The 21,011-nt window shown below is 67.8% G+C and carries 15 protein-coding genes; 4 read left to right on the top strand and 11 right to left on the bottom strand.

Annotated features, from left to right (window positions below; genetic code table 11):
- The first annotated feature begins 140 nt into the window (after nt 1–140).
- From LTA6_RS08325 to LTA6_RS08310, 4 genes are read left to right on the top strand one after another with little or no spacing between them, the layout of a single operon-like run.
- Nucleotides 141–1,487, top strand: a complete 1,347-nt coding sequence (locus LTA6_RS08325) for an extracellular solute-binding protein (RefSeq protein WP_407359153.1) — start codon at nt 141–143, stop codon at nt 1,485–1,487.
- The gene (locus tag LTA6_RS08320; protein WP_407359152.1) at nt 1,484–2,431 is read left to right on the top strand and encodes a carbohydrate ABC transporter permease; all 948 of its coding nucleotides are present in this window, start codon (nt 1,484–1,486) and stop codon (nt 2,429–2,431) included. Before LTA6_RS08325 ends, LTA6_RS08320 begins: the two co-directional genes overlap by 4 nt.
- Nucleotides 2,431–3,345, top strand: coding sequence for a carbohydrate ABC transporter permease (locus tag LTA6_RS08315; RefSeq protein WP_407359151.1), 915 nt, complete (start codon nt 2,431–2,433; stop codon nt 3,343–3,345). The genes LTA6_RS08320 and LTA6_RS08315 overlap by 1 nt, the downstream gene beginning before the upstream one ends.
- A gap of 19 nt (nt 3,346–3,364) precedes the next feature.
- Entirely contained in the window at nt 3,365–4,900 is a 1,536-nt protein-coding gene (locus LTA6_RS08310) for an alpha-N-arabinofuranosidase (protein ID WP_407359150.1), read from the top strand.
- Between the two features lies 1 nt (nt 4,901).
- Here LTA6_RS08310 and LTA6_RS08305 read toward each other — a convergent pair whose 3' ends face one another.
- The 11 genes from LTA6_RS08305 to LTA6_RS08255 form a co-directional block, all read right to left on the bottom strand.
- Nucleotides 4,902–5,888 carry an arabinan endo-1,5-alpha-L-arabinosidase gene (locus LTA6_RS08305; RefSeq protein ID WP_407359149.1) on the bottom strand — a complete coding sequence of 329 codons (987 nt, stop codon included), beginning with the start codon at nt 5,886–5,888 and terminating at the stop codon, nt 4,902–4,904.
- Nucleotides 5,889–5,892: 4 nt separating this feature from the next.
- Nucleotides 5,893–7,392 carry an alpha-N-arabinofuranosidase gene (locus LTA6_RS08300; RefSeq protein ID WP_407359148.1) on the bottom strand — a complete coding sequence of 500 codons (1,500 nt, stop codon included), beginning with the start codon at nt 7,390–7,392 and terminating at the stop codon, nt 5,893–5,895.
- A gap of 82 nt (nt 7,393–7,474) precedes the next feature.
- Complete coding sequence (locus LTA6_RS08295) at nt 7,475–8,113, bottom strand: DUF624 domain-containing protein (RefSeq protein WP_407359147.1); 639 nt, start codon at nt 8,111–8,113, stop codon at nt 7,475–7,477.
- Complete coding sequence (locus LTA6_RS08290) at nt 8,110–9,468, bottom strand: arabinan endo-1,5-alpha-L-arabinosidase (protein WP_407359146.1); 1,359 nt, start codon at nt 9,466–9,468, stop codon at nt 8,110–8,112. The genes LTA6_RS08295 and LTA6_RS08290 overlap by 4 nt, the downstream gene beginning before the upstream one ends.
- Before the next feature lie 10 nt (nt 9,469–9,478).
- On the bottom strand, nt 9,479–10,396 hold the full coding sequence (locus LTA6_RS08285; RefSeq protein ID WP_341977349.1) for a carbohydrate ABC transporter permease: 918 nt from the start codon (nt 10,394–10,396) through the stop codon (nt 9,479–9,481).
- A gap of 67 nt (nt 10,397–10,463) precedes the next feature.
- Entirely contained in the window at nt 10,464–11,366 is a 903-nt protein-coding gene (locus LTA6_RS08280; RefSeq protein WP_341977347.1) for a sugar ABC transporter permease, read from the bottom strand.
- 68 nt (nt 11,367–11,434) lie between these two features.
- A complete protein-coding gene (locus LTA6_RS08275; RefSeq protein ID WP_407359145.1) occupies nt 11,435–12,754 on the bottom strand; it encodes an ABC transporter substrate-binding protein in 1,320 nt (439 codons plus the stop codon).
- 270 nt (nt 12,755–13,024) lie between these two features.
- Complete coding sequence (locus LTA6_RS08270) at nt 13,025–14,035, bottom strand: LacI family DNA-binding transcriptional regulator (protein WP_407359261.1); 1,011 nt, start codon at nt 14,033–14,035, stop codon at nt 13,025–13,027.
- Between the two features lie 87 nt (nt 14,036–14,122).
- The gene (locus tag LTA6_RS08265; RefSeq protein ID WP_407359144.1) at nt 14,123–16,645 is read right to left on the bottom strand and encodes a beta-glucosidase family protein; all 2,523 of its coding nucleotides are present in this window, start codon (nt 16,643–16,645) and stop codon (nt 14,123–14,125) included.
- Nucleotides 16,642–18,921 (bottom strand): alpha-xylosidase, encoded by a 2,280-nt coding sequence (gene yicI / locus LTA6_RS08260; RefSeq protein ID WP_407359143.1) that lies wholly within the window; start codon nt 18,919–18,921, stop codon nt 16,642–16,644. The genes LTA6_RS08265 and yicI overlap by 4 nt, the downstream gene beginning before the upstream one ends.
- A complete protein-coding gene (locus LTA6_RS08255) occupies nt 18,918–20,972 on the bottom strand; it encodes a beta-galactosidase (RefSeq protein WP_407359142.1) in 2,055 nt (684 codons plus the stop codon). Before LTA6_RS08255 ends, yicI begins: the two co-directional genes overlap by 4 nt.
- Nucleotides 20,973–21,011: the final 39 nt, after the last annotated feature.

Raw genomic sequence — 21,011 nt, 5'->3', positions numbered from 1 at the left:
GCTTCAAAGAGCGCAAACGGCTGCATTCGGACCGTGGATGCAGCCGTTTGCGCTCTTTGAAAGCGGGGCGCTCTTGCGCTCGGATTACCACGATGTAATGATGGGTGCGCCCCCAGCCCGCAGTCACGAAGGAGTGACGAATGACGCCCCCGATAGAACCCGCAGGCCTATCCAGACGACAGTTCCTGAGCGTCGCCGGGCTGACAGCCGGCACCGCCCTCCTCGCCGGGTGCGCCCCCGGCGCCACCCTGGGCTCCGGCCCCCAGACCCTGCAGTTCTGGCACCTGCTCTCCGGCGGTGACGGCGTCACGATGTCGACGCTTCTGCAACAGGCGAACGACGCGCAGGATGCGTTCCGCATCCGTCCGACCGTACTCGCCTGGGGCACCCCGTACTACACGAAGCTCGCGATGGCCGGCGCCGGCGGTCGGGCTCCCGATGTCGCCGTCATGCATGCCACCCGCACCGTCGGCTGGGCACCCGGCGGCCTGCTCGACCCGTGGGACCTCGACCGCCTCGCCGAGCTCGGCATCGACGGCTCGAAATTCCCGGATCCGATCTGGGAGAAGGGCTTCGTCGGCGAGAACATGTACAGCATCGCCCTCGACGCCCACCCGTTCGTGATGATGTTCAACACCGATATCTGTGATGCGGCCGGCGTTCTCGACACCGACGGCGCACTGAAGAAGACGTCTTCTCCGGAAGAGTTCCTCGACCAGCTCCGAACGGTCAGCGGCACGACGGAAGGCCACGCGCTCTCCTACGGATACCTGGGCGACGGCGCCCAGATGTGGCGCCTGTTCTACTGCCTGTACGCGCAGCACGGGCTGGCGATGGAGCTCCCGATCGGCGGCAAGGCCATCATCGACAAGGATGCCGCGATCGAATCGCTCCAATTCATGCAGACCCTGCTCGACGGCGAGATCGCCGCGGCGCAGAACGACTACGGCAGCGCCGTGGCGGAGTTCGCGACCGGCAAGAGCGGGATGCTCTTCACCGGCGTCTGGGAGCTGCGCACCATGCAGAACGCGAAGCTGCCCTTCGATGCCACCGTCATCCCCACGCTGTACGGCACTCCGGCCGTGTACGCCGACTCGCACTCCTTCGTCCTGCCGAATCAGACCGACCCGGACCCGGCGAAGCGGGATCTCACGTACCGGTTCGTCGCCGACATGCTGAAGGGCTCGTTCGGCTGGGCGGAGGCCGGGCACGTTCCCGCGTTCCTGCCGGTCACGCAGTCGCCGAAATACGACGACCTCCTCCCGCAGGCGCACTACGCCGAAGCCGCCGAGCACGTCGTCTACGACCCGACGGCCTGGTTCACCGGGTCGGGATCGAGCTTCCAGGGCGAGTTCGGCGCCGCCGTGCAAGGGGTGCTGCTCTCCGGCGACGACCCGGCAGCCGCGATCGACCGCTTCGAAGCCCGCGTCAACACCCTGCTCGCGCAACCCAACCCGGCAGACCCCGAAGGGACGTGGAAGCCATGACGAACACCGCCACCTCCACACGTGCGATCGTCACCGGCGGAGCATCCGATCTCCGTCCGCGTCGGGCGGGCACCGGGCACCGCGAGCAGCTGGTCAGCTGGGCGTTCCTCGCGCCGTTCGTCGTCGCGTTCGTCCTGTTCCTCATCTGGCCGATCGTGCACGGGATCTACCTCAGCTTCACCGACCAGTCCCTCACCGGTGCCGGCGGATCGCTCGTCGGCTTCGCGAACTATGCCGAGGCGCTGACGGACCCCGTGATGTGGCGGTCGATGGGGAACACGGTGTGGTTCACCCTGCTGTCCACGGTCCCGCTGGTGGCGATCGCCCTGCTGATGGCCGCGCTCGTCGACCGGGGGCTTCCCGGTCAGTGGCTGTGGCGGCTGTCGTTCTTCATGCCGTACCTGCTCGCCTCCACCGTCATCTCGCAGATCTGGGTGTGGATCTTCAACCCTCAGATCGGCGCGGCGAACAACGTCCTCGAGGCCTTGGGACTCGAGCCGCTCGCATGGCTGCAGAACCCCGAGACCAACATGATGTCGATCGTGATCGCAACGGTCTGGTGGACGGTCGGATTCAACTTCCTGCTCTATCTCGCCGCGATGCAGAACATCCCGCCGCAGCAGTACGAGGCGGCGTCGCTGGACGGCGCGAGCACCTGGCGTCAGTTCTGGTCGATCACGCTGCCGCAGCTCGGTCCGGCCACCGTGCTCATCCTGCTCCTGCAGATCCTCGCCTCGTTGAAGCTGTTCGACCAGGCGTACCAGATGCTCGGCGGCGTCGCGAGCGACACCACCCGTTCGATCGTCCAGTACATCTACGAAGCCGGTTTCACCAGCTACCGATTCGGCTACTCGGCCGCGATCTCGTACGTCTTCTTCGCCCTCATCGTCATCGTCGGCGTCGCGCAGGCCGTGGTCTCGCGCCGCCGGAAGGAACAGCTGTGATGTCTGCCACCACTCTCGCACCCACGACCGAGACGATCGTCGCTCCGCAGGCGCGCGCGAGGCGTCGCCCGCACGTCCCCGGCCAGAAGCCGTTCGGCCCGCTGCGCATCGTCGCGTTCGCCGTGCTCGCGCTGCTCGCGATCGGCTGGCTGCTGCCCTTCCTCTGGGCGGTCGCCACCGCATTCAAGACGGAGACGGATGCCGCATCCGGCGACCCCGGATGGATCGGCGCCTCCGGCCCGACGATCGAGGCCTTCACGGCGATCCTCTCGCAGGGGAACGTCTACACCTGGGCGTTCAACAGCCTGTGGACGTCGGCGGCGGCGACGCTGATCACACTGGCGATCTCGGCCCTGGCGGCCTACGCGTTCTCGCGTCTCGACTTCACCGGCCGCAAGTGGCTGTTCGCCGTCATCATCGCGTCGATCGTGGTGCCGCCGCAGGTGCTGATCATCCCGCTGTTCTACCAGATGCTCACCTTCAACATGATCGACACCTACTGGGGCCTGATCCTGCCGCAGGTAGTGGCGCCGGCGATGGTGTTCATCCTCAAGCGGTTCTTCGACGCGGTCCCGATCGAGCTCGAAGAGGCAGCACGCGTGGACGGCGCCAGCCGGTTCCGGATCTTCTGGTCGATCGTGCTGCCGCTGTCACGGCCGATCCTGGCATCGGTGGCGATCTTCGTGTTCATCGGCGCGTGGAACAACTTCCTCTGGCCGTTCCTGGTCATCAACGACACCACGCTGATGACTCTTCCGGTGGGACTGCAGACCGTCATCAGCGCCTACGGCGTCCAGTACGCACAGGTCATGGCGCAGGCGGTCCTCGCCGCACTCCCCCTCATCATCGTGTTCATCATCTTCCAGAAGCAGATCGTCAAGGGCGTCGCGACCAGCGGCTTCGGCGGTCAGTAAACCCCTCAATTGGAGAGCAATGAGTAGCGCCCGCATCACTATCGACCGCGACTTCACGATCGCCGACGTCCCCCGGAGACTCTTCGGATCGTTCGTCGAGCACATGGGGCGCTGCGTGTACACCGGCATCTACGAGCCAGGGCACCCGCAGGCCGATGAACGCGGCTTCCGCACGGACGTGCTCGCGCTGGTGCGGGAGATGGGCCCGACGGTCGTCCGCTACCCGGGCGGCAACTTCGTCTCGGGCTACCGGTGGGAGGACGGCGTGGGTCCGGTCGAGGACCGCCCTGTGCGCATCGACGGCGCCTGGCACACGATCGAGACCAACGCCTTCGGCCTGCACGAGTTCATGGACTGGGCGAAGGAGGCCGACGTCGAGGTCATGGAGGCGATCAACCTCGGCACTCGTGGCGTCGAGGAGGCCCGGTCGCTCGTCGAATACGCGAACCACCCCGGCGGCACCTACTGGTCGGACCTGCGTCGCAAGAACGGCGCCGAGCAGCCGTTCGACATCAAGCTGTGGTGCCTGGGCAACGAGCTCGACGGCCCGTGGCAGATCGGCGGCAAGACCGCCGGTGAGTACGGGCGACTGGCCCAGGAGTCGGCCAAGGCGATGAAACTGGTCGACCCGTCGATCGAGCTGGTGGCGGTGGGCTCGTCCTCCCGTTCGATGCCGACCTTCGGGACCTGGGAGCACACCGTGCTCACCCACGCGTACGACGAGGTCGACTACGTCTCGATGCACGCCTACTACCAGGAGCACGACGGCGACGCCGAGTCGTTCCTCGCCGAGTCGGTCGACATGGATGCCTTCATCGAGGGTGTCATCGCGACGGTCGATGCGGTCAAGGCCGCGGGCAAGCACACCAAGCAGGTCGACATCTCGTTCGACGAATGGAACGTCTGGGACCAGGTGAAGTACAACGACGTCGAGGCAGGCGAGATCGCGAAGGCGGGGTGGCGAGAGCATCCGCGTCTGATCGAGGACACCTACAACGTGACCGATGCCGTCGTCGTCGGCACCCTGCTGAACAGCCTCCTGCGCCACGGCGACCGCGTGAAGATCGCGAACCAGGCGCAGCTGGTGAACGTGATCGCGCCCATCCGCTCGGAAGAGAACGGACCGGCCTGGCGACAGACGAGCTTCTGGCCGTTCGAGCGGATGGCGCGTCTCGCCAAGGGGCGCATCCTGCGGCTCGCGGTGTCGGCGCCGCAGATCGAGACGAAGCGCTACGGCGGCGTCGACGCGGTCGACGCCGCGGCGACCTGGGATGAGGCGACCGGACGCGTCGTGCTGTTCGTCGCGAACCGCTCGCTGAGCGAGGAGAGCGACCTGACGATCGACCTGCGCGGGATGGGCGGGCTTCGGGTCGTCGGGGCCGAGACGCTCACGATCCCGGAGGGCGGCGACCGCCTGACCGCCAACCTCGAGACCACTCCGGATGCCGTGCACATGGTCCCGCTCGCCGCAGCCGAGATCGTCGACGGTGCCGTCCGCGCCACTCTCCCGGCGCTCTCCTGGTCGGTGATCGAGCTGGAGGCGACTCGCGCGTAGCTCAGTCAGCGACCTCAGGCCAGCCGTCGTGCCAGGTGAGCGGTCGAAGGCCCAGAGTCGGGATGCCATCGGCGGCACCGTCGTAGAAGTGGAAGGCGAGCATGTCCTCGAACACGGACTGCCCACCCGGCCCGACGCGGGAGCCATCGGTCGTCAGCACCACGGTGCCGCCGTCGTCGAGGAGCTCGCCGCCGTCGGCATCCAGATACGGGCCCGTGACCGACTTCGATCGCCCGACGATGATCTCGTACGTGCTGTCGACGCCCTTGCAGCAGAAGTTCCGGGAGAGGAAGAGGTAGTACCAGCCGTCGTGCGGCACGATGTACGGCGCCTCGATCGCGTTCTCGACGAGTCCGCGATCGGCGATGCGGATCGGCTCATCGTCCGCGGATGCACGCAGTCCGCTCGGCCACTCCAGCTGCACCATGTGGATGCCGGAGAAGAATGAGCCGAATGCCATCCACGGCACGCCGTCCGCATCCTCGACGATGCCCGGATCGATCGCATTGAAGTCGGCGCCGGCAGAGGAGATCACCTCGCCTCGATCAACCCACTCATACGACGGATCCTCCGGGTCGAGAGTCGTGTTGGTGGCGAGCGCGATCACCGAATCACTGCTGCCGAAGGTCGACGCCGAGTAATAGAGGTACCAGACGCCGTCGTGTTCGTAGAGCTCAGGAGCCCAGAGGTTGTCGACACCCGGCACGGCATCCGCCAACCAATCGGGCTTGGACGCCCAGACCTCGCCGACGTACTCCCAGCTCGCCCCGTCATCGGAGCTGCGGATCTGGATGTTGCCGTCACCGATCTGCCCGTTCCCCGTCGAGTACACGTACTCGCCATCGGCCGTGCGCACGTAGGCAGGGTCGTGCACGAAGATGTCGCCGGACAGTTGGGGCGCGGCCGCGGCCGCGGTTCCGCATCCGGCCAGCGCCGCCGCCACCGCGACGACTGCGACGGCGCCGGCCAGACGCAAGAGAGGATTCATCGGATCAGCTCAGCGCGATGGCCGACCATGACACCGGCGGCAGCGTGACGGTGAGCACGCCGTCGGCGAGCGCGGCGCCCGCGAGCGTCTTCAGTCCGACGCAGGTCTGGTTCTCGAGCGTGTTCTTGGCGTACACGTCGTCGTCCCAGATCGTCACGGCCTCGTCGATCGACGTCGCGCCGAGCTCGGTGACGGCGATCTGCACCTCGATGGATTCGGTCTGACTGCGGTTCACCAGGAACACCGCCGACTCCGCGCCGTCGGTGGTGACCACCGAGTCGACCAGTGGTGCCTCGCCGTACACCTTCGTCTCATACGTGCCGACGTCGATCCGCGGCTTCACGATCTCGCCTTTCGCGAGGCGCGAGGTCACCGAGAACGGGAAGAACGTGGTCTGGCGCCAGGCGTCGCCACCCGGTTCGGTCATGATCGGCGCGATCACGTTGACCAGCTGGGCGAGCGAGGCGGATGCCACGCGGTCGTGGTTCTTCAGCAGGGTGATCAGCAGGTTGCCGAGCACCACGGCGTCCGCCACGCAGTACACGTCCTCGAGCTGACGCGGCGCGACGCGCCATTCGTCGTTGACCTCATCGGATGCCTGGTGCTCGTCGAGGTACCAGATGTTCCACTCGTCGAAAGAGAGCTTGATCTTCTTCGACGACTTCAGCTTGTTGCCGACGTGGTCGGCCGTGGCGACGACCGTCTCGATGAAGTACTGCATGTCGACAGACGATGCGAGGTACGAGGCCAGGTCACCGCCGCGCTCCTGGTAGTACGCGTGGCAGGAGATGTAGTCCACGTGCTCGTAGGCGTGCTCGAGCACGGTGCGCTCCCAGTCGCCGAAGGTCGGCATGGACGAGCTCGACGACCCGCACACGACGAGCTCGAGCGTCTTGTCCGCGGTCTTCATCGCCTGCGCCGTGCGGGCGGCGATCTTGCCGTAGTCCTCGGCCGTCATGTAGCCGGTCTGCCACGGGCCATCCATCTCGTTGCCCAGGCACCACATCTTGATGCCGTGCGGCTCGACGGTGCCGTTGGCAATGCGCTGGTCGCTCAGCGCCGTGCCGGAGGGGTGGTTGCAGTACTCGAGCAGGTCGAGGGCCGCCTCGATGCCGCGCGTGCCCAGGTTCACCGCCATCATCAGTTCGGAGCCGGTGAGCGCGAGCCAGCGCGAGAACTCGTCGACGCCGACCTGGTTCGTCTCGATCGAGTGCCAGGCCAGGTCGCGCCGCACCGGGCGCTGCTCCCGCGGGCCCACCGAGTCCTCCCAGCGGAAGCCGGAGACGAAGTTGCCGCCGGGGTAGCGGATGGTGCTGGAGCCGAGCTCGCGGACGAGGTCGACGACATCGAGGCGGAAGCCGTCCTCGTTCGCCGTGGGGTGGCCGGGTTCGTAGATGCCGTCGTAGACGCAGCGGCCGAGGTGCTCGACGAACGAGCCGAAGATGCGTCGGTCGAGGGGCGCGACGACCGCCTCGCGGTCGATGGAGATGCGTGCCTTGGTCACGTTTTTCCTTCTCTGGGACAGGCCGGCTGCACGCGCAGCGCGGCGAGGTACTCGGGCTATGGGAAACGGGTGGGGGTGCCGGTCAGCCGGCGTGGTCGATGCGGTCGAGTCGGCGGTCGATGAGCCGGACCGCGATCGCCAGCGGAATCGCGACTCCGAGCAGCGGCAGGAGCACGGGGAAGGCCCCGACGATCGCCGCCCACGCCGCGATGACGACGAGCACACCGAGCGACATCGGAAGGGAGGCGAGGGGCAGAAGCAGCGCGAAACGCAGCACCGGAACCGGGCGGTCGTCATAGCGGGAGAGCAGCACGACCGCGGTGATCGCGATGATCGCGGTGCCGATCACGACGACGCCGGTGAGCACGAGCAATGCGGCGGAGAGCGGACCCTGCAGCGTTGGCAGGAGCGCGGCGTCGGCGGCGAGCAGCAGGCCGGCGATCCCGAACGGGATGCCGGCGAGGTTGGCACGGGCGAACTCCGCCCGGTAGCGGATCCAGAAGGTGCGGACCACGCCGCCTTCCGCGGTACCGGAGAGCAGGTCCCCCTGCCGGAGCACTGCGGATGCCGCGACCGCAGCCGGCATGAGCCCGAGGATGCCGAGCCCGAGCAGCGTGCCGAGCAGGAACATCACGTTCACGGCGATCAGGGAGGTCACCACCTGCAGTACCTGCATCACGCGGCCAGTCCAGCCGAGACCGCCCAGCGCGGGGGCGGTCATGACGTCACCGCCTTCGAGCCGCTCCAGACGACACCGTTCGGGTCGATGCCGCTGAAGGCGAGGACCGATCGTCCAGCGACGGGATCCCACGCGCCGAACACGACCGCCTCGAGCTCGACCCCGCCACGCGTTTCGTCTTGCTCCGCTCGCTCGACGACCGGGTGCGTGACCCCGGTCGTTGAGCGAGGAGCGAAGCGACGAGACGAAACGCCCTCCACGAGGATCGTCACCGCGACAGGCTCGCCGTCGGACACGGCATCCGCCACGATGGTCACGCGCTGCGCCTCCACCAGAGCCGACACCTCGGGCGCGAAGCGCACGGCATCCCACTCCCCTGCGACCTGCTCAGGCGCGGTCAGGCGCTCCGTCCCGGCGCCGGCGAACGGATGCGGCGACACTACGGGCCAGCCGCTGCGGTTCCAGTGCACCCGGCGGATCTGCGCCTCGTGCTGCGTCGGCGCATCGGCCAGCCGCACGTGGTGCACCATGAACGTCGCATCGCCGTCGGTGAAGATCGAATTGTGCCCTGGTGCGATGAGCCCGGTGCCACCAGGGAAGCGGTGGCCGCCGAGCACCTTGGTACCGGTCGCGGCAGCGCGCTCATCCGTCGGCGAGGTCAGGTCGTTCCCCGCCGCATCCCGATACGGACCGGTGATCTCGTCGGCGACTCCGACGCGCACGCTGTAGGTGTCGACGAGCGAGTCGTAGGAGACGAACAGCACGAAGCGGTCCTCCTCCGGGCGGTACTGGATGTACGCGCCCTCGATCGCCCCGTCGACGCTGTCCGGACGCCGGGCGATGAGCGCACCGGGTTCGTCGCGGAGCCGCGTCCCCGTCTCCGCCGAGAGTTCGACGATATGGATGCCTCCGAAGAACGATCCGTAGATCATCCACGGACGTCCTGCGCGATCGAATGCGATGGCGGCGTCGATCGCGTTGTACGCGTCGCGGTCGTGCCGCGTCGCTATCACGATGCCCTGATCGGCCCAGGGACCGGCCGGGCTGCTCGCCGTGGCCAGGCCGATCGCCGAGGTGCGTGAGCCGAACGTCGAGGCCGAGTAGTACATGTGCCAGCGCGACGTGCCATCCGCTGTCGGCCAGCGCACCACCTCGGGAGCCCACAGCCCTTCGGCACCGCTCCATTCCTTCGCCGCGGCCGGCACCTCGCCGAGCGCGGTGCCGTGGAACGACCAGGTGACGAGATCTGTCGAGGTGCGGATGTGCGCACCGATCGGGAAGTCCGAGACGCCGGCGGCGGCATCCGTCGAGAACATGTACCAGAGCCCGTCGTCGCCGCGCACCACGGTCGGGTCATGCGCGTTGCGCGCGCCCCAGGTGCTCGGGTCGTTCGTCATGGTCGACATCTCAGGCCTTCGATCCGCTCAGAGCGACCGATTCGATGATCTGCCGCTGGAACACGACGAACACGACGAGCACCGGGACCAGCGCGATGAAGGACGCCGCCATGATCAGCGGGTAGTCGGTCTGACTGGCATAGGTGGCGTTGAAGCTCGCGATCACGAGCTGCAGGGTCTGCTTCTCGGGCGAGTTCAGGTAGATGATCGGCGCGAGGTAGTCGTTCCACATCGCCATGAACCAGAGGATGAACTGCGCCGCGATCGCCGGACGGATCGCCGGGAAGATCAACGTGAAGAAGATCCGCAGGTACCCGGCCCCGTCGAGCTTCGCCGCCTCGATGATCGAGTCGGGAACCGAGTCGAGGAACTGCCGAAGGAAGAAGATCATCACGATGTTGCCGAACAGGCCCGGCAGGATCAGCGGCCACAGGGTGTCGACCATTCCGGCATCCGCGAACATCTTGAACTGCGGGATCATGATCGTCGGGAACGGGATCATGATCGCCGAGAGCATCGCCAGGAACACGACGTTCTTGAACGGGAGCCGCATCTTCGCGAAGGCAAAGGCCGCGACCGCCGAGGTCACCGTGCCGACGACGGTGACGCTCACCGAGACGATAATGCTGTTCCAGATGCCACTGGCGAGCGGGCCGGCCGTCCAGACGCGGATGTAGGTCTCCCACTGCACCGGATCGGGGATCCACTGCGGCGGAAGGGCGAACACGGCCTCTTTGGTCTTCAGCGAAGTACTGAAGGTCCACAGCAGCGGAGCGATCATCACGATGCCGCCGATGGACAGGATGATCGTGACGATGACGTTCATCGCACGGTAGGAGCGGGAGCGCGTGCCGACCGGGGCGTCCGATCCGCCGGAGACGCGGCGCGGGAGCCGGCGGCGGGCGGTCACCGGTAACACGGTGGTCATCGTTCCAGGCGCTGTCTCCGTCTCGCGGACTGCCTGCATTCCAGGGGCTGAAAGAGTCATGGCTGCCTCACTCGATGGAGAACTGGGACCGACGGTTGACCTGGAACTGGATCGCCGTGATGACGAAGACCAGCAGTCCCAGCACGACCGACATCGCTGTCGCGTAGCCCATCTGGAGGTAGTTGAACGCCTTCTGCCAGATGTACCAGACGATGGATGCCGTGGAGAACTCGGGTCCTCCGGTGGGGGTCATGATGTTGATCTCGATGAAGATCTGGGCACCGCCGATGATGCTGGTGACGACGAGGAAGAAGGTCACCGGGCGCAGCATCGGGATCGTGATGTGGCGGAACTGCGAGAACGCGCCCGCACCGTCGATCGCTGCGGCCTCGTACAGGTGCCGCGGCACCGACTGCAGCGCCGCCAGATAGAGGAGCATCGAGAACCCGAGACCCTTCCACACGGCCATGATCACGATCGCCGGCTTCGCGGTGTCGGCGTTCTGCAGCCAGTTCGGTCCGTCGATCCCGAAGAACGCCAGCACCTGGTTGACCAGGCCGAAGTCGCCGTTGTACGCCCACTGCCAGAGGATGGCGACCGCGGCGAGCGACGAGATCACGGGCACGTAGTACACGGTGCGGAAGAACGTGGTGCCGCGCATCTTGCGGTTGAGGGCGAGCGCGAGCAGCAGCGAGATGACCAGTCCGATCGGGATGCCGATCATCATGAACACCGTGTTGCCCATCGCCTGCCAGAAGTACGGGTCGTTCCACATCTCGACGTAGTTGTCGAGGCCGTTGAGCACCGGCTCGCCGAGACCGTTCCACTTGGTGAACGACGCGTACACGGCGAACAGCAGCGGGTAGGCGATGAAGATCAGGAACCCGAGCACCGGGACAGCGATGAAGGCCGCGGCGGCGAGATGCTCGCGCCGGTGCAGCCGGGAGCGACGAATGGTCGTCGTGGACATGGTCACCTCTTCTGTGAGACGTACGGATGGTGCCGGGGCCGGCCGTGGGGCCGGCCCCGGGGTATCCGCTAGCCGATGCCCGCGTCGGCGTTCGCCTTGTCGAGCAGCTGCTGCATGCGCGGCTGCACCTCGGCGAGGTAGTCCTCGGCGGACTGCTCGCCGTCGAGGACGGGCTGGATGTTCTTGAAGAGCTCGTCGTACCACTCGGCGCTGTAGGTGGTGTTGGCCGGAAGCGCCCTGCCGTACTCGTTCGCGATGTCGAGGAACTCCTGCTTGTTCGCCGGCGGCAGCGTCGCGGATGCGACCCACTCGTCGGCCATGTCCTTCAGGTTCGGCACCTGCACGCCCGCATCGACGAGGGACTGCTGCGCCGTCGGATCCGTGGACAGGTAGATCGCGAGTTCGGTCGCGATGTCGGCGTTCTTCGTCGTCTCGGCGACGGCGATGCCGAGCGTGCCCGTCCACGTCGCGGTCTCGCCGGTGGCGCCGACCGGGTAGGGGATCAGATCCCACTCGAAATCCAGCTTCTCGTAGGTGGGCACGTCCCACGGACCGACCGGGAAGAAGCCGATCTGTCCCTGCATCCAGCGCTGGTAGGTGTCCAGCGTCTGCGCGTCGGAGGTGGACGGCGTGACCTTCTCGACGTTGGACATGTCGGCGAAGAACTGCAGCGCCTCGGCGAACTCCGGAGTGTCCACCGTGACCTTGGTGCGATCCTCGTTCAGCCAGTCGCCGCCGTTGGACCAGACGAACGGCTGCAGATTCCACTGCACGTTGAGTCCGGTGCCCCACTGGTCGAGCGTTCCGTCGGCGTTCGTGTCGAGGGTCAGCTTCTTGGCGACGTCGACGAACTCGGCCCAGGTGTACGGGACCTCCGGGTCGGGCAGCGGGATGCCGGCCGCATCGAACATGGTCTTGTTGTAGCCGAAGGAGAACGGGCCGATGTCCTTGGGCATCGCGTAGATCGCGCCCTGTCCCATCAGCTTGCCGTCGAAGCGGTAGCTGTCGACGCCGTACTCCCAGATGTTGTCGAGGTCGACGGACTCCTCGACCTTGTCGGTGATTTCCTTGACGATGCCGGACTTGACGTAGGCCTGGACGCTGCCCGGGTCGATGTAGAAGACATCCGGGATCTGCTTGCCGGTGATGGCGGCCTTGAGCTTGGTGGAGTACTCGTCCGCCGTCGTCATGATGATCTTGACGTCGACGTCGTGGTCCTTCTCGAACTGCTCGATGGCCGCGGTGTACGCCGCCTTCTCCGCGTCGTTGCCGCGGAACATGAACGTGATGGTGTCGCCGTCGCTGCCCGCAGCGCCGCTCGAGCATCCGGTGATTGTCGCCAGGGCGACCGCTGAGACGGCCGTGACCGCCAGGATCCGTGACTTCATTGTGCTGTGTTTCCTCTCGGGAGCTGACTTCGATGTCGTCGCTCGGGCTGGGCCGCAGGAGCGATCTCTCTCGTTCTACAACGTTGTAGTAAACGTTGTAGAGACATTGTGACCCGAACACCCCGCCCTGTCAATCGCGATTCGTCAGCACCTGCCGCTCTCGTCGCTCACAGAGATGGAATCGGCTGGTCCAGAGACCTGGGGACCAGCGAAAAGCCTCTCCGAAGACACGCGACGGCCAGAGGGTGGCGGGTCGGGCGACGGGCGAGGTCAGATGGCGGGAGCGGACTCTCGGTCGAGGATGCGGAAGTCGGCCAGGAGCGTGCGCGGCGGCGCATCCGCATCTCCGGCGATGCGCGCCAGCAGCGTCGCCACGGCGGTCTTCGCGATCCACTCGCGGCCGGGGTCGACGGTGGTGAGGCTCGGAATGGAGTACTCGGCCTCATCCAGACCGTCGAAGCCGACCACTGCGACGTCTTCCGGGACCTTGCGCCCCGCTTCCTGCAGCACGCGCATCGCGCCGAGCGCGAGCGTGTCGTTCAACCCGAAGACGGCATCGAACTCGCCGCCCCTGGCGAGGATCTCGCGCATCGAATGGGCGCCGTTCGCACGATGCCAGAGCGTCGTGTAGCCGACGATGTCGTCGTCATAGGGGATGCCGGCCGCTTCGAGCGCTTCCCGGTAGCCCCGAAGCCGCAGGGCCGCCGAACCGATGACTTCGCCCTCGTGAGCACCGACCACGGCGATCCGCCGCCGCCCGTGGGCGATGAGGTACTCGGTGGCCGCGCGGGCCGCTTCGACGTTGCGCATCGTGACGTGGTCCGTAGGGCCGTCGAAGATGCGCTCGCCGAGCAGCACCAGCGGGAAGCCCACGTCGAGCGCGGCGGCATCCTCCTGCCCCATGCCCAGTGGACTGAAGATCAGCCCGTCGGTGAGCTTGAGACGCGAGCTGCGCAGCAGTTCGAGTTCCCTGGTGCGGTCGGCGCCGGTCTGCTCGACGAGCACGACGACGCCGGCGGCTTCGGCCTCGTGGATGACCTGCGCGGCGAGCTCAGCGAAGTAGGCGAGGCTCAAATCGGGCAGTGCGAGAGCGATCGCGCCGGTGCGGCCGGAACGGAGGTTCCGCGCGGTGAGGTTGGGCGTGTAGCCGAGTTCGGCGATCGCCGCTTCGACCTTCTCCCTGGTCGCCGGGCGGATATGCGGGTAGTCGTTGATGACGTTCGAGACCGTCTTGATCGAGACGCCGGCGAGCCCCGCCACGTCGTGCAACGTCACCGCCATCCGATCCCCCTGTTCCGACATCATTCTACAACGTTGCAGAATCGTGTCATTACGACGAGATCACCCTACAGCCGCACCCGTGCGCCCTCAGACACCGCCCTCGGTCACCTGGAGCACCGCCCCCACCGCGAGGTCGTCAGCCGACGGCCCCGCCGCCACCCGATAGGCACCCGCCTGCACGCGCAACGCGCCCTGGTGCAGCCAGTCGTCGACCGCGCCCTCCACGCGGATGCCGTCGTCCCAGACCGCGAGCCGCGCCGGGTCGAACCCGATCTCGACGTCGCGCTCCTCCCCCGGCTCGAGCCTGACGCGACGGTAGCCGACCAGCACGCGGCGCGGCGTCGGAATCGGCAGATCCGAGGGAGCGAGCGCGTACAGCTGCACGAGCTCCTCCGCCACGCGCGCGCCGCGGTTCGCGACGCGAACGGTGGTCCGAACCGATGCGTCCGACGGGTCCGTCGCGACCAGCGGTGCATGCCGATGCGACGGAGCCGGCGCCTCGACCGCGGAGTCATCGAGCGTCACTCCGAGGTAGGCGACCTCGCTCAGCGTCAGCCCGTGCCCGAACGCGAAGGCGTACGGCGACGGCTGGTGCCGATAGGTCGCCCCCTGCCGCAGCGTGTCGTAGTCGAACAGGTCACCCGCCTGTGCGGCATCCGTCGGCCACGACTGCGCGAGCCGACCGCTCGGCGGCATATCGCCGCTGAGCACGTCGGCGACGCCGTTGCCCAGCTCCTGTCCGCCATGACTCGACCAGACGATGGTCCCGGCATCCGCCATGCCGTCCCCGAGCACGTACGGGTAGCTCGACACGATCGCGAGCACCGCGTTGGCGTTCTGCTCGCGCGCGGCGCGCCAGACGGCGACCGCCGACTCCGGCAGCATCAGATGCGGGCGATCCTCGGTCTCGCGCCCCGAGAGGTGCGGGTCGTTGCCGACCGCGACGATCACGACATCCGCGTCAGCGGCAGCCTCTGCGACCGCGGCCTGCCCTGAGCGAATCACTCGCGCGGCGAAGCGCGACGCGTCGCCGACGGTGATGCCCTCCGCCACCAGCAGTCCGACCTCGCGCGACACCTTGACCCACCGCCCGGACCCGAGATGCAGCAGCGACCACGACCCGTCCGCGTGCACGTGCTTCCGGAAGGTCTCCTGCACGACCCAGCCGCCGACGCGATCGGCGTCGGCCCGCATCGGCCACGCACCGCCGGTGAGCAGCCGCCCGCTCGCATGCGAGCGCAGGGTCAGGATGCCGTCGCCCCAGTCGGTGAGGTCCCACAGCGCGGCTTCGCCGGCAGCATCCGCCGACGCGTCCACAGCCGCGCCGTCGTGGTCGGCGGCGACGTAGCGCCCGGACGCGAGGTCACGCAGGGCGATCGTGTCGGCGCCGGTCTCGACGCGCACGACGGCCGAGGGGTAACGGGCACCGATTCCCTGTGCGATGCCCACGGCATAGGGCGGCGTCCCGGCGTACCAGTCGGTGAGCACCAGATCGGCGAGCGGTCCGACGACGGCGACGGATGCGGGAGCCGCGAGCGGCAGCAGCGCAGCGTCGTTCCGCAGCACCACGACCGAGCGGGCGACGACCTCTCTGGCGAGGGCACGGGATGCCGGCGCGTCGATGTCGTCGGCAGTGATGCCGGCATAGGGGTCGTCCGCACCGTCGAACTCACCGCTTCGCACACGCATCTCGAGCACGCGGGCGACCGCGCGGTCGACGTCGTCCTGGGTCAGCAGTCCTGCCTCGAGCGCACCGCGGACGTGCGCGATCGTCGGCTCGGCGTCGGCGCCGTCATCGGTGAACGAGTCCATGCCGCTGCGCACCAGGGCCGCGGCGGCGTGCTCGTGGTCCGGCTGCGCGCGCTGCACCTTCACCACGAAGGTGGGCGCGCCGGCATCCGACACCACGGCGAGCGAACCGGGCGCCCATGAGCGCGCCTCGTCGACGAGTTCGGGTTGAGTGTGGGCTGGCGTGCCGTTGACCTGGTTGTAGGCGAGCATCATGCCTCCGGCGACACCGCGCTCGATCGCGTCGCGGAAGGCCGGCAGCTCCTCCTCGTGCAGGGTGCGCAGCGACATCTCCGATGAGGTCGCCGAGCGGTCCGTCTCGTTGCTGTACCCGAGGAAGTGCTTGAGCGCGGGAACCGTGCGCCAGACGCGTTCGTGCCTTCCGCGCAGCCCCTGCGAATATGCGGCCCCGAAATGACCGGTCACGTGCGGGTCCTCGGAGTACCCCTCCTCGTTGCGTCCCCAGGCAGGATGGCGCAGCGTGTTGACGACCGGCGCCCACACGTTCAGGCTGACCAGCGGGTTCTCCGCGCGCTTGGCGCGCACCTCGGTCGCGGCCACCTCGCCGATGCGCTCGATGAGGTCGACATCCCACGTCGCCGCCATGCCGACCGGCTGCGGGAAGACGGTCGCCGTCCCGAGCCACGCCGCCCCATGAAGCGCCTCGCAGCCCGTGTGGAATGCCGACACCTGCAGCCGTTCGACCGCCGGGGCCGCCTGGTGCAGCATGGCGATGCGCTCGTCGGCGGTGAGCCGGCTCAGCAGGTCCTGTGCGCGCTGGGCGACCGTCAACGACGTGTCCCGGAACGGCTCGGCGGTCATCGGGTCTCCTCGATCGTGATGGTGATGTCTCCGGCGCCCGCCGCATCGGCCGAGACGTCGCCGGCCTGCAGCGACCACGGCGCGCGGGCATCGGTGGAGCCGGCGGTGATCCGGTCGCCCTCGCGCCGCACACGGAACGCGGTCGAGGCACCATCGGCACCGAGTACGGTGACCGTGCGGTCGAAGCCGTCCGGCAGGGCGAAGCACCGCAGAGTGACACCGTCTGCCCAGTCGTAGTCCGGGCGATCATCGCGTGCGCCCCACGGCAGCACGGTGCCCGGGCGCACGCGCACGGGCAGCGAGTCGAAGCCGTGGCGTTCGCGCAGCCAGCGACGCCCGTCCTGCAGCCCGCCGTCGAGCAACGACGTCCAGTCGCCCTCGGGGAGGTAGTACTCGACGTCGCCGTGCTCGCTGAAGACCGGCGCGACGAGCAACGAATCGCCGAGCATGTACTGCGCATCGGCGTCGAAGCCGCTCCGGTCCTCGGGGAACTCGAGCACCATGGGACGCATCATCGGGGTGCCGGTCTGGTGAGCCTCTTCGGCGGCGCCGATCAGGTACGGCATCAGCCGCATCTTCAACCGCGTGAACTGCCGGGTGATCTCCACCGCCTCGTCGTCGAACGCCCACGGCACCCGCAGCGACGAGGAGCCGTGCAGCCGCGAGTGCGAGGAGAGCAGGCCGAATGCGAGCCAGCGCTTGAAGACGCCGGCGTCCGGCGTGCCCTCGAAGCCGCCGATGTCATGGCTCCAGTAGCCGAAGCCGCTCATCGCCAGCGACAGCCCGCCCCGCAGCGACTCCGCCATCGACAGGAACGTCGAGTCGCTGTCTCCGCCCCAGTGCACGGGGAACTGCTGCGTGCCCACCGTCGCCGAGCGCGCGAACACGATGGCCTGCCCCTCGCCGTAGCGCCGCTCGAGCGCGCGGAATACCGCCTCGTTGTAGAGGTACGGATAGTAGTTGTGCATGCGGGCGGGGTCGGAGCCGTCATGCCACACGACGTCCTCGGACGGGATCCGCTCACCGAAGTCGGTCTTGAACGTGTCGACGCCCTGCGACATCAGTCGCTCGAGGTGCTCGACGTACCAATCGGTGGCCTCCGGGTTCGTGAAGTCGATGATGCCCATTCCCGCCTGCCACAGGTCCCACTGCCAGACGCTGCCGTCGGTCCTGGTCAGCAGGAAGCCGCGCTCGCGCGCCTCCTCGAACAACCGCGAGCGCTGCGCGATGTACGGATTGATCCACGCCGAGACCTTGAGCCCGCGGTCGTGCAGACGCGCGAGCTGCCCCTCGGGGTCGGGGAACGTCCGCGGGTCCCACTCGAAGTCCGTCCACTGGTACTCGCGCATCCAGAAGCAGTCGAAATGGAACACGCTCAGCGGCAGATCGCGCTCGGCCATGCCGTCGATGAACGCGTTGACGCTCGCCTCGTCGTAGTCGGCGGTGAACGACGTGGTCAGCCACAACCCGAACGACCAGGCCGGCACCCTGGCCGGGCGTCCGGTGAGTCCGGTGTAGCGGCGCAGCACGTCTTTCGGGGTCGGCCCGGCGATCACGAAGTAGTCGATCGTCTCGCCCGGCACGGAGAACTGCACGCGGGTGTTGACCTCGGAACCGACCTCGAAGGAGACGTTGTCGGGGCTGTCGACGAGGACGCCGTAGCCCCGGCTCGACAGGTAGAACGGGATCGACTTGTACGACTGCTCGCTGGAGGTGCCACCATCGGCGTTCCAGGTGTCGACGGTCTGACCGTTCTTGATGAGCGCGCCGAACCGCTCGCCGAGACCATAGATGCGCTCCCCCGGCTCGAGCGTCAGCTGCTGATGCACCCAGGCGCCGTCCGGCCCCGAGATGTGACCGCTCGACCGGGGCAGGGCGCGGGTGATCACGGTGTCGCCCTGCTCGAAGTCGATCTGCCACTGACCGGTGCGACGCACCCGCACGCGGAGTCCGTCGGCGTCGAGCACGCCGTACTCGTCGTCGAGGCTCACGACCGGGAGGAACCCCGGCTGGGCGGCGATCGCGAAGTCGGGGCGAGGGTGCACACCACCCGCATGGCGCTGCACCCTGGTGCGCACGACGCCGGGCGACGGTGCCGAGAACGTGATGGTCAGCATCGGACGATTGAGGGTGTCGCCGCGGTGACGGATGCCGGCGGTGGCGGCGTACACGGTGAGCGTGCCCGCCTGTTCGTCGACACGGATGTCATCGACTTCGACCCCGAAGAGCGGAGTGAAACCCGGCCTGGTCAGCCAGTAGCCGTCGGTGAACTTCACGAGTCCGCCCTTTCGATCAAGGCCCGGACTTCGCCGGGGCGCACAGTGACGACGTGATCCGTCGCCTCCGAGGTCAGGAGGTCCACGAGTCCGGGGCGCACCGGAATGCGCTGCTCCTCGGTCCCGTGGTTGAGCAGGAAGAGCACCGGTCCGCGCTGCACGGCCTCCAGGAGGTCCGGCAGGACATCGAGCTCCGGCACGACGCCGCGCACTCCGGCGGCAGCGGCGGCCTCGCCGAGGATCTTCGACAGGACAGCATCCGAGACGACAGCGCCCAGGTGCCAGGCAGCGCCGGCTCCGCGGGAGTTCCGCGCGACTGCCGGCAGACCCGCGAGAGGACCGTCGGCGTAGGACAGCAGCACCTCGGCACCGTCCGTCCGCAGCCGCTCGCCGAGAATCGACGCTTCGGCAGCACCGTCCGTCTGCTGCCACCAGTCGCCGACGAGTACGACATCGTCATCGGGAAGTGCGCACCATTCCTCGCCGCTCACGCCCATCACCTCGCGCAGGAGCGCAGGCGAGCGGCCGATGAGGACATGGGCGTTGCGATCGGCGACGCCGCTGAACGGGCCGACGACGAGGTGCGCGCCACGCTCCACCGCGCGCTCCAGAGCCGCAGCGGCATCCGGTTCGGTGATGTACAGCTGCGGTGCGAGTACGAGCCGGTAGCGGTCCAGATCCGCGTCGGGCGCCACCACGTCGACGGCGATACCCCTCCGCCAGAGTTGGCGGTACCAGCGGCCGAGCTGCTCCATCGCGACGAGCCGTTCCGTGGGGCGGGCCGGCTCTTCCGCGGCCCACCACGACGACCAGTCGAACACGATCGCCACCTCGGCCTCGACCGTCGACCCGACCACAGGACGCAGGAGCCGCAGATCCGCACCCTGCCGGCACACGCCGCGGAACAGGTCGGTGTCGGCACCGGCGTGCGGGAGCATCGCCGCATGGAAGCGCTCGGCCCCCGCGCTGGAGGCCCGCCACTGGAAATAGCAGACGCCGTCCGCGCCGCGGGCGACGGCCTGCAGCGAATCGAGGCGCGCCTTCTGCGGGCTCTTCGGCAGATTGTGGGAGCGCCACGAGATCGCCGTCGTGGCCTGCTCCATCAGGATCCATGGACGCCCGCCGCCGAGCGAGCGCATCAGATCCTGGGTGAGTGCGATGTCGACGGCCGACTGCGGGTCGGCGGGATCGGGGTACTGGTCGTCGGCGATGACATCGACGTCGTCTGCCCATGACCGGTAGTCGACGAGTGCGAAGAACCCCATGAAGTTGGTGGTGATGGGCTGCGTCGCTCCGGCCTCGCGGATCGCGTCGCGGATCTCGCGGTAGCACTCACGCAACAGGTCGGAGGTGAAGCGGCGGAAGTCCAGCGACTGCGTCGGGTTGATCAGGTAGGGCGCCCGGCGCGGCGGCAGGATCTCATCGAAGTCGGCGTAGTGCTGCGACCAGAACGCCGTCCCCCAGGCCGTGTTGACTCCGTCGACGCCGCCGTACCTCGTGTGCAGCCAGCGCCGGAACTCGCGTGCCGCCTCATCGCCGAAGTCCACCTGACCGAACTCGTTGCCGACGTGCCACATGCGCACCGCAGGGTGGGTGGCGTAGCGCGCTGCGAGGTCACGCGAGATCGCCAGCGCGTGCTCGCGGTAGACGCGTGACGCAGGAGAGAACTGGTTGCGTGAACCCGGCACCAGCCGAACGCCGTCCTGATCGACAGGAAGCGTCTCCGGGTAGCGGATGCCGAGCCACGGCGGCGGCGATGCCGTAGGTGTGGCCAGGTCGACGGCGATGCCGGCGGCGTGCAACAGGTCGAGCACCTCATCGAGCCAGGCGAAGTCGCGGACGCCAGGGGACGGCTCGATGCGGGCCCAGCTGAACACCCCGACAGTCACGAGATTCACACCGGCCCGTCGCATCAGTTCGACATCTTCACGCCAGACCGAGGAGTCCCACTGCTCGGGGTTGTAGTCGCCTCCGAAACAGATTCCTCGTTCGGCCGTCACGGCACCGAACGAACCGGTGGCGGATGTCTCCGTCGACATTTTCTCTCTCATCTCTGCGATTGTCGAAGCGCTTCAACAACGAGACCATAT

It is taken from the genome of Microbacterium sp. LTA6, from assembly GCF_045690355.1.
Taxonomy (GTDB): domain Bacteria; phylum Actinomycetota; class Actinomycetes; order Actinomycetales; family Microbacteriaceae; genus Microbacterium.
This window is presented reverse-complemented; position numbering and strand designations above follow the sequence as displayed.

Bases quoted from the DNA above. Each gene is read 5' to 3' on its own strand.
- LTA6_RS08320 (WP_407359152.1), top strand. From the start codon at position 1,484: ATGACGAACACCGCCACCTCCACACGTGCGATCGTCACCGGCGGAGCA.
- LTA6_RS08285 (WP_341977349.1), bottom strand. From the start codon at position 10,396: ATGACCACCGTGTTACCGGTGACCGCCCGCCGCCGGCTCCCGCGCCGC.
- LTA6_RS08265 (WP_407359144.1), bottom strand. From the start codon at position 16,645: ATGACCGCCGAGCCGTTCCGGGACACGTCGTTGACGGTCGCCCAGCGC.
- LTA6_RS08280 (WP_341977347.1), bottom strand. From the start codon at position 11,366: ATGTCCACGACGACCATTCGTCGCTCCCGGCTGCACCGGCGCGAGCAT.
- LTA6_RS08290 (WP_407359146.1), bottom strand. From the start codon at position 9,468: ATGACGAACGACCCGAGCACCTGGGGCGCGCGCAACGCGCATGACCCG.
- LTA6_RS08295 (WP_407359147.1), bottom strand. From the start codon at position 8,113: ATGACCGCCCCCGCGCTGGGCGGTCTCGGCTGGACTGGCCGCGTGATG.
- LTA6_RS08325 (WP_407359153.1), top strand. From the start codon at position 141: ATGACGCCCCCGATAGAACCCGCAGGCCTATCCAGACGACAGTTCCTG.
- LTA6_RS08270 (WP_407359261.1), bottom strand. From the start codon at position 14,035: ATGGCGGTGACGTTGCACGACGTGGCGGGGCTCGCCGGCGTCTCGATC.
- LTA6_RS08255 (WP_407359142.1), bottom strand. From the start codon at position 20,972: ATGAGAGAGAAAATGTCGACGGAGACATCCGCCACCGGTTCGTTCGGT.
- LTA6_RS08310 (WP_407359150.1), top strand. From the start codon at position 3,365: ATGAGTAGCGCCCGCATCACTATCGACCGCGACTTCACGATCGCCGAC.
- LTA6_RS08275 (WP_407359145.1), bottom strand. From the start codon at position 12,754: ATGAAGTCACGGATCCTGGCGGTCACGGCCGTCTCAGCGGTCGCCCTG.
- LTA6_RS08305 (WP_407359149.1), bottom strand. From the start codon at position 5,888: ATGAATCCTCTCTTGCGTCTGGCCGGCGCCGTCGCAGTCGTCGCGGTG.
- LTA6_RS08315 (WP_407359151.1), top strand. From the start codon at position 2,431: ATGTCTGCCACCACTCTCGCACCCACGACCGAGACGATCGTCGCTCCG.